The 17105-nt window shown below is 40.8% G+C and carries 12 protein-coding genes; 10 read left to right on the top strand and 2 right to left on the bottom strand.

Annotated elements, in window-relative coordinates; all coding sequences use genetic code 11:
• Positions 1–125: 125 nt before the first annotated feature.
• Both DW000_RS02970 and DW000_RS02965 read left to right on the top strand, forming a co-directional pair.
• Entirely contained in the window at positions 126–1679 is a 1554-nt protein-coding gene (locus DW000_RS02970; protein ID WP_120054941.1) for a nitrite/sulfite reductase, read from the top strand.
• Positions 1680–2425: 746 nt separating this feature from the next.
• On the top strand, positions 2426–3241 hold the full coding sequence (locus DW000_RS02965) for a nitroreductase family protein (protein ID WP_004694890.1): 816 nt from the start codon (positions 2426–2428) through the stop codon (positions 3239–3241).
• Between the two features lie 72 nt (positions 3242–3313).
• On the opposite strand, the gene DW000_RS02960 is transcribed toward DW000_RS02965, so the two are convergent.
• The gene (locus DW000_RS02960) at positions 3314–4132 is read right to left on the bottom strand and encodes a MetQ/NlpA family ABC transporter substrate-binding protein (protein ID WP_004694891.1); all 819 of its coding nucleotides are present in this window, start codon (positions 4130–4132) and stop codon (positions 3314–3316) included.
• A gap of 261 nt (positions 4133–4393) precedes the next feature.
• Between DW000_RS02960 and DW000_RS02955 the strand changes: the two genes are divergently transcribed.
• From DW000_RS02955 to DW000_RS02945, 3 genes are all read left to right on the top strand, one after another.
• Positions 4394–5560: an iron-containing alcohol dehydrogenase gene (locus DW000_RS02955; protein ID WP_120054939.1), complete on the top strand. Its 1167-nt coding sequence runs from the start codon at positions 4394–4396 to the stop codon at positions 5558–5560.
• Positions 5561–5660: 100 nt separating this feature from the next.
• Entirely contained in the window at positions 5661–6326 is a 666-nt protein-coding gene (locus DW000_RS02950; protein WP_004694895.1) for an AzlC family ABC transporter permease, read from the top strand.
• Complete coding sequence (locus DW000_RS02945; protein WP_004694897.1) at positions 6319–6657, top strand: branched-chain amino acid transporter permease; 339 nt, start codon at positions 6319–6321, stop codon at positions 6655–6657. The genes DW000_RS02950 and DW000_RS02945 overlap by 8 nt, the downstream gene beginning before the upstream one ends.
• Positions 6658–6806: 149 nt before the next feature.
• Here the strand turns inward: DW000_RS02945 and DW000_RS02940 are convergent, their stop codons facing one another.
• Positions 6807–7658, bottom strand: a complete 852-nt coding sequence (locus DW000_RS02940) for an aldo/keto reductase (protein ID WP_120054937.1) — start codon at positions 7656–7658, stop codon at positions 6807–6809.
• Between the two features lie 111 nt (positions 7659–7769).
• On the opposite strand from DW000_RS02940, the gene DW000_RS02935 reads away from it, so the two are divergent.
• The 5 genes from DW000_RS02935 to gltB all read left to right on the top strand — a co-directional run bounded on the left by DW000_RS02935 (position 7770) and on the right by gltB (position 17089).
• Positions 7770–8885: an efflux RND transporter periplasmic adaptor subunit gene (locus DW000_RS02935; protein ID WP_004694901.1), complete on the top strand. Its 1116-nt coding sequence runs from the start codon at positions 7770–7772 to the stop codon at positions 8883–8885.
• A 101-nt stretch (positions 8886–8986) separates the two neighbouring features.
• Positions 8987–9922, top strand: coding sequence for a phosphatidylglycerol lysyltransferase domain-containing protein (locus tag DW000_RS02930; protein WP_316062400.1), 936 nt, complete (start codon positions 8987–8989; stop codon positions 9920–9922).
• 203 nt (positions 9923–10125) lie between these two features.
• Positions 10126–11319, top strand: a complete 1194-nt coding sequence (locus DW000_RS02925; RefSeq protein ID WP_120054935.1) for a GNAT family N-acetyltransferase — start codon at positions 10126–10128, stop codon at positions 11317–11319.
• 1 nt (position 11320) lies between these two features.
• Complete coding sequence (locus DW000_RS02920) at positions 11321–12187, top strand: RluA family pseudouridine synthase (protein WP_120054933.1); 867 nt, start codon at positions 11321–11323, stop codon at positions 12185–12187.
• Between the two features lie 318 nt (positions 12188–12505).
• Positions 12506–17089 (top strand): glutamate synthase large subunit, encoded by a 4584-nt coding sequence (gltB, locus tag DW000_RS02915; protein WP_120054931.1) that lies wholly within the window; start codon positions 12506–12508, stop codon positions 17087–17089.
• The last annotated feature ends 16 nt before the right edge of the window (positions 17090–17105 follow it).

The raw sequence follows: 17105 nt of genomic DNA, 5'->3' as shown, positions 1-17105 counted from the left end.
ATATTATTAATAATCGATATTGAAATTGTGAGCTTAGCTACTAACATACTTATGCATATATGGTATACTAAGCGTTATAAAGTTACGAATTATGCTTAATAAATATAAGCCAAGAGGGTAATAGTATGATTACACAAGAATTGAAAGATCGATTAATTGCAGATTATCCAAAGTTTGAGGATATGACACATAAGTTCTATAAGAAAGAACTATCCATTGCAGACTATAAAGGACAATCTGGTGCTTATGGTAGTTACGCTGAGCGCGGTGCAAATACTGGCATGAGCCGTTGGCGCTTCAACGGTGGTCGCATGACGCGCGAGCACATGCAGTTTTTAGCGGACTCCATTCGTAAATATAACCTGCAACACGTACATTTCACTACCGGCCAATGCTTACAAATGCATGGCCTTGATGGTGATACTATATTGAGTCTCTATAAGGAATGTTATGACCACGGTATCTATAACCGTGGCGCTGGCGGTGACAATCCCAATGTGGTGGCTAGTATTTTACGTGGCATTGATCCTCGTGAAACTTTAGATATTACGCCATATGCAACAGCTATTAGCGTATTTCTTATGGAGCAAATGTTCTATATCAAGATCCCTCGCAAATTTAAAATGGGTATAGATAATGGTTTTGATAGTACCCCACATTCTACGTTCAAGGACCTAGGTTTTAACTTAACAAAACACAATACTTTTGATGTGTATGCTTGTGGTGGTATTGGTCCTAATCCTCGCATTGGTATTCCGGTGGCACATGATGTAGCGCCTGAGGATGTTTTGTACCATGTGAAAGCTATGCTTATGGTTTTTGCTAACCATGGTAACTTCAAAAACCGCGGTAAGGCTCGTACCCGTTATATGCCTGCTGAAATGGGTGGGGCGGAAGCTTTCATCAAGATCTATGAAGAAACTCTAGCTATGGTAAAAGAAGTAGAACACCTAACTATTAATCCAGCTGATTATGCTTATGAAATTACAAAAACTGGTAAGCGTGATGATTCTGTGGAAAATTATCGTATTCACCGTCAAAAACAAGAAGGTTTATATTACGTAGAATACCATCCAGCAGGTGGTGATGCGAACGTAGAACACTTGTTGGCTGCCCTTGACTATGCAGTGACACTTGACCAAGTAGAAGCACGTATTGCGCCAGACCAAGCATTGTTCTTCATTAATCTTACAGCTGATGAAGCACGCAAAATTGCGGAAATAACTGATGATAGTGCCGAAAATGATTTCCGCCGTTCCGTATCTTGTGTTGGTTCTACTATATGTCAGATTGGTATGCAAGACTCTAACGGTCTGTTAAAAGATATCTTCGCATACCTTGAAAAAAAGGGTGTAGACACAAGAAAACTACCTCGTTTACATATATCCGGCTGTCCACATTCTTGTGGTACACACCAAATCGGTGAAATTGGATTCCATGGTGCTGTAAAATTAGTAGATAAAAAACCTATGGTAGCATTCATCCTTGTAGATGGTGGATCAGAACACATGGGTTCTGAAAACTTCGGTAAAATGGCTGGCAATATTGTAGCTACAAAAATTCCAGAATTTTTGGAATCTTTGGCAAATATTCTAAACGAATCTCCAGAACCAGACTTTGGGACATGGAGAATGACACACAAAGCGCAATACATGGAACTTATAAAAGCATTTGAGTAAATGTGGTTTCCGCTTGTCATGGGGCCCTAGCATATAAGTAGTTTCTACGTCGATTGCTATGTGGACCCGTTTCATTGCGACAACTTAATTAAAAATAAAACTGGGTACCTCTTTGCTCCGTCCTTCGTAAAGTCGCTGCAGGGGTATCCAGTTTCATTTTTATAACACCTGATGTAAATTAGTCCCATAGCAAAGCGACTTACCCTACTAATATACGGAGCGGCCCCATGACAAGCTACATTCGATATTTACTCAATATGCTTTTATAATTAGAGGAGCGGAGAGGCGAGAGCGGTTAAGTAGTTTTGACTGAATTTGCATCAAGACAAGCCAGTAGATTAGCCTCTGGCTAGTCCTTCCCATACGGTGGGCATGGCGCCACTACTATAAAGTTTATTATAATGTGTAAAATGATAGTGTTTTCTATGATTTATTTCAAGGTGTAATTGTAATGACTCTATATAAGTATTAGCTAGATTATTTACGCTTTTGGATGGGGCATCTTTATAAATACAGTGATAAAAAAGTAAGAATACGCTTGTGCAACGACTTTGCGAAGAACGGAGCAAGCAAGCGTATTCTTACTTTTTTTACCAAGTTGTATTAATGAAACGGGGCCCCATCCAAAAGGCAAATATAGGAACAGGGATTAGCTCCATTACAATTAGAATAATTGTTTAAAACTAGATATGACTTGATTTTGTATGTTATAATAGGCTTTATAGTAGTATTTGGAGGATATTCAGATGTTATTTACCGTCAATACAGAAGTCTGTACACGATGCGGCCTTTGCGTTGCTGACTGTCCGACCGGATTGCTGGTGATGTCCGATGCTGGACCTGTAACTGGCAGGGGAGGTTGTATCTCCTGTGGGCATTGTATTTCCGTATGCCCAACGCTTGCTCTTGATAGCGATATGACACCGCGTAAGGAGCAAATCGATATTACAAAGGAACCTAAGTTAACGCCTGAGCAAGCTGAGCTATTCATGCGTAGTCGTCGCTCTATTCGTAACTATCAAAATAGACCAGTCCCTGTAGAGCTCATTCGCAAAGTGCTAAACGTTGCAAGAATGGCGCCAACAGCGACTAACACACAAGGTATTTCGTATATAGTAATCCGAGATAAACAAACGTTGCGCCGTATTGCTGATCTTGTTCTAGAGTGGATGCATCTGGCTGCAAAAACAGTACCGATTATGCGTCTCTATGCTCGTGCTGCTCAAGCAGAGGTAGATAAAGGCAAGGAGTATATCTTGCGCGATGCGCCGGCTCTCGTAGTGGCAATTGGCTCTAAAAAAGATATTCATCGTACCCATGATAGTGGTCACTCTTGCTTGTCTTATGCTGAGCTATATGCGCCGACTTTAGGCCTTGGTACTTGTTGGGCTGGTTTCTTTGAACATGCTGGAGAAGCTGAATACCAACCATTATTAGATGAATTAGGTGTACCTGATGATAAAATTGTAGCTGGTGGCATTCTTATGGGATATCCTAAAGTACGATATCGCAATATTGTAGAGCGTCAACCATTAGATGTTACATTTGATACAGAAGAGTAAAAAAGAGATGCCCCAATGATTGTAATCATTGGGGCATCTCTTTTTAGTTATATAGTGACGATATAAACTTTATTAGTTGGCAGTTGTAATAGTGCCTTTGAATGTTTCGTCGATGTATTGTTTAATAGCATCAGATTTGTAAATATCTGCAATTTTTTTGTATGTTTCGTTGTCTTTGTCTTCACTACGAACTGCAAGTACGATAACTGTTAGTGGTTCATCTTTAGATTCGAAGAAGAAACCTTGTTTTTCTACACTAAGACCAGCACTTTGCACATAGTTCATTGGAATAACTGCAATTGTTACATCATCTAGACTACGAGGTAATTGAGCTGCTTCTAGTTCTTGAATCTTTATATTCTTCGGGTTAGATGTGATATCTGCAACTGTTGCTTTGAAGCCGACACCATCTTTTAACGTAATTAATCCAGCTTTAGCTAATAATGCTAATGCACGACCACCATTAGTAGGGTCATTTGGGATAGAAACAGTAGCGCCTTCAGGTACATCTTGTACGCTGTGTACGCTATTACTATATAAGCCCATACGCACCAAAATTGTTTTACCGATTGCTACTAAGTTGGAACCATTTTGTTTGTTAAAGTTTTCCATAAATGGTACATGTTGATAAGCATTCAGTTGAATATCGCCATCTGCAAGGGCTTTATCAGGTGTTACATAGTCTGAGAATTCAACTACTTTAAGATCGATTCCTTGTTTTTTAGCTTCTTTTGCTACAGCTTCAGCTACTTGTGCATGAGGACCAGATGTAGCACCTATTTTGATTTCTTTTTGTGTTTGTGTTGATTGATTTGATGTACTACCACAACCAGCGATAGCAAATGCAAGAGCACCGATAAGTAATGGTGCTAACAATGTTTTTAATTTCATATAATCATCCCTTTCAAGTCTTATAATGGTTATATCCTATCATGGATGAAGGGGATTTGTATATGATAAAAGCATATCAGTTAGCTATAGATTAAAACTATGGTGAAATTCTAGCTCATTTATAATACAATTCAATATAATATATTGATTAATGTGTTATATTGAATGTGTGATCGCTAGGTAGTAAATTTATATTTTAAATATTTTTGTATAATTCTAATATGGATTCATATATCTATATGTCGGATTAATGGAGGATGTATGTATAATTTTGATTTTTATAACCCTACACATATCGTATTTGGTAAAGACCGTTTAGATGAATTAGATACATTGGTACCAAAGGATGCAAAGGTGCTCATTACTTATGGTGGTGGCTCCGCTGTGCACAGTGGTCTTATTGATCGCATTGTGAAAGCTCTTGGTAACCGCAAGGTTGAGCAGTTTGGTGGTATTGAGCCAAACCCATCTCTTGAAACTTGTGAACGTGCGGTAGCTTTCATTAAAGAACATGGCGTAGATTTCGTTCTCGCTGTAGGCGGCGGTTCTGTAGTAGATGCTACAAAACTTATCGTTATGGGTGCTACCTATGATGGTCCCGTTATTGAGGTAATGAAAGCTGGTGTGCCAGAGGTTCCGGTAGACATGGTACCAAATCCATTACCATTTGGCACAGTTATGACACTACCTGCAACTGGTTCCGAAATGAACAATGGTGCAGTTATTACTTATGGTGACGGTAAATACCCTGTATTCAGTAGCTTAGTATTCCCTAAGTTCTCCATGCTTGATCCAACATTGACTTTCACCTTGCCTGAAAGACAAGTTAAGAATGGCGTTATCGATACCTTTGTGCATACCACAGAGCAGTATTTAACATACCCTGTAGAAGGTCGTATTCAAGATCGTTTCAGCGAAGGTATTTTAAAAACTATGATTGAAATCGGCAAAGAAACAGTAGAAAATCCAGAAAACTACGATATTCGTGCTAACCACGTGTGGGCCTCTACATTGGCATTAAATGGTTTAATTGGTGCCGGCGTGCCACAAGACTGGGCAACTCATCTGATTGGCCATGAGTTAACTGCGGCGTACCATCTTGACCATGGTATTACATTGGCTATCGTATTACCTGCATTGTTAGAAGTGAAAAAAGCAGACAAACTTGAAAAATTGGCACAATATGCTACACGGGTATGGCATATTACAGAAGGTACAAACGAAGAAAAAGCGGACAAGGCTATCGCTAAAACTCGTGAATTCTTCGAGTCCCTTGGCGTATCTACGCATTTGAAAGACTATGGTCTTGGTGAAGAAGCAGTTGATAAAATTGTGAAACAATTAGAGGACCATGGCATGACACAACTTGGTGAAAATGGTGATGTAACACCAGAAGTAGCTCGCGAGATTTTAATGCGTGCCTTATAATTAAGGGGATTAACAGTGTAAACTTGTATGATATGGAAAGGAGGCGCTCCCTATAAATAAAATAAAAAATAGAAGTGCATTTTCTTTTGCACTTCCTATTATGATTCCCATGGGGCTTAGTTTCCTCTTTCTTGGAGTAGGCTTTGGTTTGTATGCTACCAGTCAAGGGTTTCCTTGGTGGACCGCTCCTGTTTTAGCTAGTACCATATTTGCAGGCTCCATGGAGTTCGTAACTATTGGGCTGTTAATGGCAGGCTTTGATCCAGTGAATACTTTTATGTTGACCTTGTTTGTCAATGGGCGTCATTTCTTCTATGGTCTATCTGCACTACAGCGATATGTGCATATGGGATGGAAGTGGTTTCCTACAGTTGCGTGGATGTGTGATGAAAGTTTTGCAATTAATGTATCTACGAAGTTACCCGATGATGTAGATGAAAAATGGTTCTACTTCCATGTATCGTGGCTTAATTATATCTTCTGGGTTGTGAGTACTCTTGTAGGGGGATTGTTCGGCGATTTATTAGCATCTGTAGATTTGCGAGGTATTGGTTTTGTATTACCTGGCTTATTTATTGTTATATTCCTTGAAATGTTATTTAATGCTAAAAGTAATAATATTCGAGGCTTAGGTGCTGTTGGAGCCGTTGTAGCCCTAGCAATGCTTTTATTAACGGGAAAATCCTTATTTATGCTTGCTTCTATGGGGTGTATGCTCGTAGTATGTTATATAGCGTATAAGTGGGGAGGTGTACATCTTGACTAGTTTTGAAATAGTCATTACCGTTGCCATTGTTGTAGCGGGCACATTACTTACACGTTTCTCTGCTTTTCTTATTTTCCCACCTGGTAGGAAGGCCCCAGATTTTGTACAGTATTTAGGCAAGGCATTACCTGCAGCTGTTATGGGGATGCTTGTTGTGTATACCTTTAAAGATACAATTGTGCTTTCTTATCCATATGGAGTACCGGAACTTATCGCTTTATTAGTGACCGTTGCCATGCATGTATGGAAACGAAATATGTTCATGTCTATTGGAGCAGGCACTGTAGTATATATGATACTTGTTCAAGCCGTATTTAATGTACCTAAATAGAATAAAGCACACTAAAATAAACCACTTATATCTATTCCTAAATTAGATATAAGTGGTTTTGTTATTTATGTACTGTTTTATTTATTGAGACAGCATAGTTGTAATATTTATTTTAACTATTGCCAATTATAAATAAATGTTAGTATATTCTATTTAAGTTGTAATAGTCTTTCAAGACCTGGTGCAGTATGATGGTCTTCCAAGAAGTCTTGTTGGTCTAATAATTCCATAACGTCCATGTCGATGTTAGTTAATTTGAAATCGAATACATCAAAGTTAGCTTCCATATGGCTCACGTTATTTGCCTTTGGCAATGGAATGATGCCCCGTTGGATGTGCCAACGCAAGATGATTTGATGTTTTGAAACACCGTATTTTTCCGACAAGCTTTTGATGATTGGATGGTCAAAAATTGGTTGGCGGTCACGGGTAAATGGAGACCATGCCATACCTACAACTTGATGCTTTCTCATCAATTGTAAGAGGGAGTGACGTTGGTTGAACGGGTGGCATTCGATTTGGTTGACCACCGGTTTTACATTGCAGTGGTACAACAAGTCAATGAGGCGATCCTCGTAGAAGTTACATAGGCCTAACCCACGAAGTACATTTTGATCGTATAATTCTTCCATGGCGCGCCAAGAACCGTAGTAATCACCCAGTGGTTGATGCACCAGCATGATGTCAATATAGTTGGTATTTAATTTCTTTAAGGAACTTTCAATAGCACGCATCGTATTATCGTAGCCTGCATCAGTGTGCCAAATTTTAGTAGTGATGATTATATCTGTTCGTTTGATACCAGATGCTCTGATTCCTTTAGCCACGGCTTCTTCATTGCCATAATAGGCGGCCGTATCGAGTAAACGATAGCCTACGCCAAGTGCATTGGCAACAGCTTGTTCAGTCTCTCCTTCGGTACCTGTTTTATAGGTACCATAACCGATGGAGGGAATGAAGCTACCATTATTTAAAATCCTAAAGTCCATCCGTTCTTCCATGAGAACCTCCGTTATATCCATAAATTAGAGAAATTAGCTTTCATACAATTCTAACTGATTTTATGATATACTAAGGTATTGATAAAAATCAATATGATAGGAAGTGACAGAATGCAAATAAATCGTTTTTGCTCTGTAATTGCTATCCTTGGTGTTATGATTATGACACTCGCTATTGCGGGATGTGGTACGAAAACCGTATCCGTCGCAGAGGTAACGTACAAGGATATGCCGTTGCAGATTCATAATGATGCCAATGTAACGGCCCTTAATAAGGCGACGATAACGCCGACCTTGACGGGGCAGGTCGTGTATGCCGTGAAAGTAGGCGATCAAGTACAGCAAGGTCAAACTGTGGCAACTGTAGATACATCGGCTTTACAACAACAGCTAGCATCCTTGCAAGGACAATTAGCGCAAGCCCAATCACAATCATATGCCTCAGCTGTGACGACTACGACTGCAGCATCTATAGACAGTACTCAACTGGAACAGGCTCAACGCATGCGTGAAGCGGGCATAATCACACAAAAAGAATATGATCGTATTTTGGAACGATCTCAACCACAAACTACAACAGTTACAACCGGTGGTGGCGGAGGCATCAATACGGCGGCCATTGAGGCACAAATCGCACAAGTATCGGCTCAGATGGCGGCATCTACAATCGTGGCTCCTATAGCAGGTACTGTAACATCTATCTATAACGAAGACCGTCAAATGGCGATTGCAGACCGTCCATTTATGATGATTCAGCAATCTACGCCGATGGTTGCATCCCTCAGCATTCCTCGTGATGCGGCTATGAAATTAGGTACACCTGAAGCGAAGAATGGCATGAAGGTACTTCTCAAGGTAGGTGACCAAGAATTACCAGGTGAATTGACTTACGTAGATATTACTCAACCTGAAAATGTGCCAAGTGTTCTTGTGAAAGCCACTTTCAATAATGAGAAAGGCCTAATCAAGGCTGGTGAATTCTATACACTCGTTATTGAATCTAATGTGAAAGCCAAGATGCTGACCGTTCCAACTAAGGCGGTTCGGGAAAATCAAGATGGGAAATATGTATATGTATTGACTGAGAATAATACAGTTGATGTACGTGTTGTTGAGGTAGGCATCACTGAAGGCGATGATGTAGCTATTATTTCTGGCTTAAACGAAGGTGATAAGGTTATTACGACGGATGGCACCTTTGTGTTAGGTGAATTTGTAAAATTGTAATTATGAGACCTAAGATTTTAGTACTAGATTGTTAGCATTATGTTTAAATGTGATGGAATCAAAACTTTTACAGATTGTGAAAGTAACCTCAAAAGAGGAATCTGATAGGAGGGATTATTATTTTAGAATTTAAACGTTTTGAATTGAGAGATAAACCATTAATCGACAAATATTTTGAACAACATCATTATGAAGCATCCGATAATTGCTTTACTACATTGTTTATGTGGCAAGATCCATACGGTATTCGCTGGGCTGAAGAGAATGGCGTATTGTATATCCAAGGTGGCGGCAAGCGTGAGCCATTCCTATTGCCTCCATTTGCTGGTAAAGATGCAAAGTTCCTTGATGGTTTGTTGCGTGCTAAAGAATGGTTCGTAGAAAATAAATTGCCGTTCCGTTTTAAAGGCGTTAGCAAAGATGTAAAAGAACGCATGGAAGACCTATGTCCTGGTCGCTATGCATTTACACCTGACCGCGACAACTACGAATACATTTACAAGTCCGAAGATCTTATCAACTTGTCTGGTAAGAAATTCCGTCAAAAGAAAAACCATTTAAATCAATTCCGCATGCAATATTCTAACTATGAATATGTGCCAATTACAGATGATATCATCCCATTATGTCGTGAAACGGCAGCATCTTGGGTAGAAACGCATCATGAAGAAGGTATCGAAGATGAATTGGTAGCCATCAATTTATTATTTGATAACTGGGATGTGTTGGGTCTTAAAGGCGGTGCCATTAAATTATTCGGCCGTGTCGAGGCCTTTAGTATCGGTGAGCTTCTCAATGACAGAATTGCTTTGATTCACATTGAAAAAGCAAATCCAGATATTCGTGGTTTGTATCAAGCTATCAATAATGAATTCATTCGTCATGAATTTAGCGAAGTAGAATTCATCAACCGTGAAGAAGATATGGGCTTGCCTGGTCTTCGTCAAGCAAAAGAATCTTATAACCCAGATCATTTTGCTGAAAAATATGACGCAGTATATGCTAACGAAGCAGATAATGCGACAGGTGGTAAATAAAATCTGAGCTATGAAGTCGATGTGCTTCATAGCTCATTTTGTTATAATAGAATTGTTAGCCTATCTATTTGAATGTAACTATCGTATCATCATAGCGATATGGCGATATGGCGATATGGCGATGCGATGTGCTTAGATTAGATATTATACGCTGTGACGCAATAGATAGATAACGGCTCTTATGATATAACGAGGATATAAACATGGAATTTAGAATTGCGACGGTTCAAGATACGCCTCATGTGGAAAATCTATGGGCGTACTGCTTTGAACCAAAGGAAGATCCATTCTTCCAATATTATTTTACAAATTGCTATGAACCAGAGAATACAATGGTCGGCCTAGAACAGGATCAATTGTTGAGTACCGTTCATTTGCGTCAATACAATCTTAACGTTCGCGGGGCTGTATTACCTACGAGTTATATGGTAGGCGTTGCAACGCATCCTGCGGCTCGCCGTGGTGGAGTAGGCGGTGCATTATTGACCTCTGCACTAGATGAGCTTCGTAAACGCGGCCAAGCTATGACGATTTTGATGCCATCCAAGGCGGCATTCTATCAACAATATGGTTGGGAACTTTATGCTCATCAATGGGTGAACACCATGTCGCTAGAAGACTTGCGCCCTATGACAGATAAAACATTGAGCTTTGGCTTGCTAAATAGCGTAGATCAATGGACTTTGTTAGATCCAGTATATAAAACATATACGGCTCGTCTTTCCGGCTACGCAGAGCGCGGTGAAAAGGAATGGAAACGATTATTAGGCAGCTTCTTTGCAGAAGGTGTAAACATTGCTGTAGTGCGCAACGATGATAACGTCATTGAAGGCTATGCAGTGTATCGTTTAGGTCAGCCTGAAATTCCTGTTTCTGAATTGGTTTACATGACACGCCGTGCACAACGTGCATTATTGAACTACTTCTATAATCACCGTTCTCAAGGTACGTCTATCCGTTGGAATGAAGGTCTTCATGATACATACTATCGCTTCTATCCTGATGGTAGAACTGGTCACGCTACCATGCCATATATGATGAGTCGTATTGTAGATGTAAAAGCTGCTTTTGAAGCAATTCCTGTTAATCAAGAGGCATTGATGATGCCTATAACAATGACCTTTGCTGTAAAAGATAAACTTTGCAGTTGGAACGAAGGTCGCTATGAAGTACAATATGGCGGTGCATTAACTCCATCCGTTAAAAAGATTTCTGATACATTGGATGGCGAAGCGGATGTTACCGTTGAAGTTGGTGCATTGAGCCAGTTATTAATGGGCACACTTACGGCTCGAGACCTTGCTTTTGAAGGGAAACTATCAGTAAGCGAAGAATGGTTGGACTATTTCGATATTCTCTATCCTGAACAAAAAACATATATTAACGAATGGTGGTAATATGAGCTGGAAAACGTATACGGTGAAAGAACCTACTGAGTTGACGGTTTCTAAATATGTAAAGGAACGATTTTCCCTATCCTCTCGGGATATCCAAATGGTATTTCGCAAGAAACGGGTAAAAGTTAATAGCCGTGTGGCTCATTCGCAGCGAGCACTTAAAAAGGGTGATGTATTAACCTTGGAGTTACCACAAGATAAGGATTATGGGATTGATGTAGAAAAGGGACCGATTACAGTTCTCTATGAAGATGCGCATACGTTAGTTGTAAATAAGGATCCCTTTATGCTCGTTCATCCTGCAGGGCAAACGAAGTCTTGTACATTGAGTAACTATGTGGCAGGGTATTATGCGAAGAAAAACGTAGTTCATAAGGTTCGACCTGTGCACCGCCTCGACCGAGATACATCGGGGTGCATTCTCTTTGGTAAAACAAAAGAAGCACAACAATACTATACGGATGAGCTACAAGCAGGTCGTATCGACCGTATTTATACAGGTCTTGTAGAAGGTCATATTGATGCGGATGGCATGGTAGATGCGCCTATTGGGGTAGATCCAGTATTTGATAATCGCCGTGTTATCGATGAATTGGGTCAGCCGGCTCAAACGGAATATACCGTTCTCGGTTATGAAGGTGACAATACTCTGTTACGTTTTAAGTTGTTGACTGGTAGAACTCATCAAATTCGCGTACATATGAAACATATTGGACATCCTATTATTGGTGATGCTATGTATGGTATGCGCAATAAGCCCTATACACGCCAATGTTTACATGCATCGGAGCTAACCTTCGTGCCGTATGGTAAGGACGAAGCTATCACGATTACTTGTGAATTAGGGGATAATTTTGGTCGAGAATAATAACTGTAGATTTTACTACTCTAAATAATAAGCCTATCATATCTATCGGACGAGATGCTTATTTTTTCTGTATCCTTGTATACAAAAAACAATAGTGATAAAAACTCATAGTCTATGCATGAAAAGCATAGACTATGTTTTTTTTATATTTTCAATTCACAGTGGACAGGAGTATACTGTGTATAGACATAAAATTCTATAGAATATTAAATTGATAATTTTATAGAGAAATAGTTTGTTAGTTATACTTTTACCAAGACCGAACGGAACGATGCCGCAGTGCTTGGAATAATCAAGTGATATGAAGGAGTGCACGTTATGGATATGAAGCAAAGCACAATAGAGCAACAACGTCTAGATCAAGCTAGACTCGAGGCCAATGGCATGTATAGCAGCCAATTTGAAAAGGATGCGTGTGGCATGGGCTTCGTTGTTAATATTAAGGGAAAAAAATCCCATGATATTATCGACGATGGTTTGCGCATTTTGGAGCGCCTTGAACATCGTGGCGGTGCCGGTGCCGATAAGGACACAGGGGATGGTGCTGGTATTTTGGTGCAAATTCCGCACGAGTTTTTCAAGCGTGAGTGTGAAGTGCTTGGCATTAATCTGCCTGCAGCTGGCGAATATGGCGTAGGTATGGTCTTTGCCCATAAATATGAAAGTCTCCGTAACGAGCAAAAACGAATTCTCGAAGAGGTTGTGCGCGAAGAGGGGCAAGTTGTCCTCGGCTGGCGTGAAGTACCGGTTGATGGTACAAAGGTCGGTAAAGAGGCAGCGGCGATTCGCCCTTGGATGATTCAAATCCTCATCGGCAAAGGCCCCGATGTAACGAACAATAGGGAATTTGAACGCAAATTATATATCATCCGTAAATTGGCGGAAAAACGCATCATTCCATTAAGCAAGGAATTATCTAGCGATTTTTATATCGCATCTTTGTCTTCTAAAACAATCGTATATAAAGGTATGCTAACACCTGGTCAATTGCGTGATTTCTACCTTGATTTGAGCGACCTTGATTTTACATCTGCGTTGGCAATGGTTCACTCTCGTTTCAGTACGAATACATTTCCAAGTTGGGCTCGGGCACATCCTAACCGTTTCTTAGTTCATAATGGTGAAATTAATACAATTCGCGGTAATGTAAACTGGATCAATGCTCGTGAAGGTAAAGCGGAATCTCCATTGTTCCCAGATATCAAAAAGGTATTCCCCGTAGTAGATGATAGCGGTTCTGACTCGGCTATGTTTGATAACACATTGGAATTCTTGCACATGACAGGTCGTTCCTTGCCTCATGCGATCATGATGATGATTCCTGAGCCTTGGGAACGCAATAATCTCATGAGCCAAGAAAAACATGATTTCTATGAGTTCAATAGCTTTATGATGGAACCTTGGGATGGTCCTGCGGCTATGGGCTTTACCGATGGTACTGTTATCGGTGGCGTTCTTGATCGTAATGGCTTGCGTCCTGCTCGTTACTATGTGACAACAGATGACCGCGTTATCATGGCTTCTGAGGTTGGTGTTGTAAACGAAAACGCTGAAAACATCCGCGCTAAAGGTCGTTTAGAACCAGGTAAAATGCTTCTCATCGATACTGATGAACAACGTATCATCTCTGATGAAGAAATCAAACATCGCGTCGCTACTGAATTACCATATGATGAATGGGTAAAGGAACACGTTATTCATTTATCTGAAATTACGCAAGCCGATGAAAGTACAATTCCAACAGTAGATGATTTATTCAAAGAACAACAAGCTTTTGGTTATACCCAAGAAGACCTTGTTCGCATGATTGTGCCTATGGCAAAAGATGGTAAAGACCCTGTAGGTGCCATGGGTGCCGATGCGCCTTTAGCTATCTTGTCTGATAAACCACAATTGCTATATAGCTACTTCAAGCAAATGTTTGCGCAAGTAACAAATCCTCCTATCGACTCTATACGTGAGGAGATGGTTACATCTACACGGGTTATGCTTGGTAACTCTGGTAATCTAACAGATCCTAACAAAGCAGGAACCTATGCGTTGTCCATGCGTACACCAATCCTTACGAACCAAGAGTTGGCGTCCATCAAGGCTCTTGATTGTCGTCGCATGAAATCCGTAACCTTGCCAATTCTCTTCGATCCTACTAAGGGTGCTGAAGGTTTGCGAGATGCACTAAATGATTTATGCGAAAAGGCAGAAGAAGCTGCTCGTACAGATCAAAATGTGTTGATTTTATCCGACCGCGGCGTCGATGAAAACCACGCTCCAATTCCTGCATTGTTGGCTGTAGCAGCTGTTCATAATCACTTGATTAATAAAGTATTGCGTACAGAAATCGGCCTCATTCTTGAATCTGGTGAACCTCGCGAAGTACATCACTTCTGTACATTAATTGGCTATGGCGTAACGGCTATCAATCCATATTTGGCGCTTGAAACAGTTCGCGATTTGCAAGTTCGTAAACGTCTTGGTGATATTACACCAGAACAAGCAGAAAAGAACTATATTAAAGCCGCTGTGGGTGGCATCATGAAGGTTATGTCCAAAATGGGTATTTCCACAGTTCGTTCTTACCACGGTGCACAAATCTTTGAAGCTTTGGGCTTGAATACTAACTTCATTAATAAGTTTTTTGTAAATACGCCAACGCGTATCGGCGGCATTGGTCTTGGCGGTGTAGCACACGAAGCCTTGGCTCGTTATGAACGGGCTTTCAAATCCGATGAAACTGTACTCGAACCAGGCGGTTGGTATGGTCCTGTAAAAGATGGGGAAGAGCATCTATTCAACCCTAAGACTATCGATCTGTTACAAGAATCCCTTATCGAAAAGGATTATACAAAATATAAAGAATACTCCAAAGCGATTCGCAATGATTACCACGTTACATTGCGTTCCTTGATGGAATTGAATTATCCTGTAGGTGGTGGTATTCCTATCGAAGAGGTTGAACCGGAAGAGTCTATCGTAAAACGCTTTAAAGCGGGCGCTATGAGTTACGGTGCCATCAGTAAAGAAGCACATGAAGCCATTGCTATCGCTATGAATCGTTTAGGCTCTACATCTAACTCTGGGGAAGGTGGTGAAGACGTAGCTCGTTTCAAACCATTGCCAAACGGCGACAGCATGAACTCCGAAGTAAAACAGATTGCATCTGGTCGTTTCGGGGTAACAGCGAATTATTTGATTAATGCAAAAGAGTTGCAAATTAAATGTGCTCAAGGCGCAAAACCAGGTGAAGGTGGTCAATTACCAGGCAAAAAGGTATATCCTGAAATCGCGAAAGCTCGTCACTCCACTCCTGGCGTTGAGCTTGTATCTCCACCACCACATCACGATATTTACTCCATCGAAGACTTGGCTGAGTTGATTTACGATTTGAAATGCGTCAACAAAGATGCGCGTATTTCCGTTAAATTGACATCTGAGGCAGGCGTTGGCACGATTGCTGCTGGTGTTGCGAAAGCGAAAGCGGATAATATCTTGATTTCCGGATACGATGGTGGTACTGGTGCGGCAGGTCGTACATCTGTTAAACACGCTGGTGTGCCTTGGGAATTAGGTTTGTCTGAAACTCATCAAACATTGATGCTCAATAGATTGCGTGACCGTGTTCAATTAGAAGTAGACTCTAAGTTGATGACTGGTTTCGATGTGGCTGTAGCAGCTATGCTCGGTGCTGAGCTATTCGGCTTTGGCACATTGCCACTCGTTGCGGTGGGCTGTAAAATGGCTCGTGTATGTAATCTTAATACATGCCCTTACGGCGTAGCTACACAAGATGAAAAATTGCGTGCTCGTTTCACAGGTAAACCCGAATATGTTGAAAACTTGATGCTTTTTATCGCGCGTGAATTGCGTGAAATCATGGCTCGCCTAGGTATTCGCTCCGTAGCAGAACTCGTTGGGCGTATCGACCTTGTTCGTCAAAAATCGCAAGACGATAACTTCAAATTGTCCCGTGTTGACCTTAAACGTATATTGTTCCGTCCGTACATCGATGCCTCTGTAGGCCATATGCACACGATTGACCAAGATCACGAGTTGGAACGCACCTTGGATATGTCCAAGCTTTTGCGTATGTGCCGTCCTGCTATTGAGGACCAAAAACCGATTCGCGCTAAATTGGCTATCACTAACATTAACCGTGTTGTAGGTACCTTGGTCGGTTCTGAGGTGACTCGTCGTTATGGTGAAAGCGGCTTGCCAGACAATACAATCAAATTGAATTTCGAAGGCTCTGCTGGTCAATCCTTCGGCGCTTTCATCCCTAAAGGCATGACACTAGAACTTGAAGGTGATGCGAATGATTACCTCGGTAAAGGCTTGTCCGGTGGCACCATCACTGTATACCCACCTAAGAAATCCATCTTTGAAGCGGATGAAAATATCCTTATCGGTAACGTTGCATTTTATGGTGCAACCTCTGGTACATCCTACATCAATGGTGTGGCCGGTGAACGTTTCGCCGTACGTAACAGTGGTATCACTGCTGTTGTAGAAGGTGTAGGCGATCATGGCTGTGAATACATGACTGGTGGCGAAGTGCTCGTGCTTGGTAAAATTGGTCGTAACTTTGGAGCAGGTATGTCTGGTGGCTATGCGTATATCCTTGATTGCGATGAACGCTATGTTAACACAGGTCTCGTAGAATTACGTACTGCTAATAATGATGACCTTAAACGCATTAAAGAACTGATAGAACAACATGTATTGCATACTAACTCCGCTAAAGGCCGTCACATCTTAGAAAACTGGAATAACTTTGTAAATAGATTTACAAAAGTTGTGCCTGTAGCCTATGAAGAAATGCAAGCTGCTATTGAACGCTTCAAAGAACAAGGATTGTCCTTGGAAGAAGCACAATTGGCTGCATTTAAAGAGAAATATGCAAAATAATTTTTAATTTGATTGA

Source organism: Veillonella sp. AF36-20BH (genome assembly GCF_003602765.1).
In the GTDB taxonomy this organism is placed as follows: Bacteria; Bacillota; Negativicutes; order Veillonellales; family Veillonellaceae; genus Veillonella; species Veillonella hominis.
This window is presented reverse-complemented; position numbering and strand designations above follow the sequence as displayed.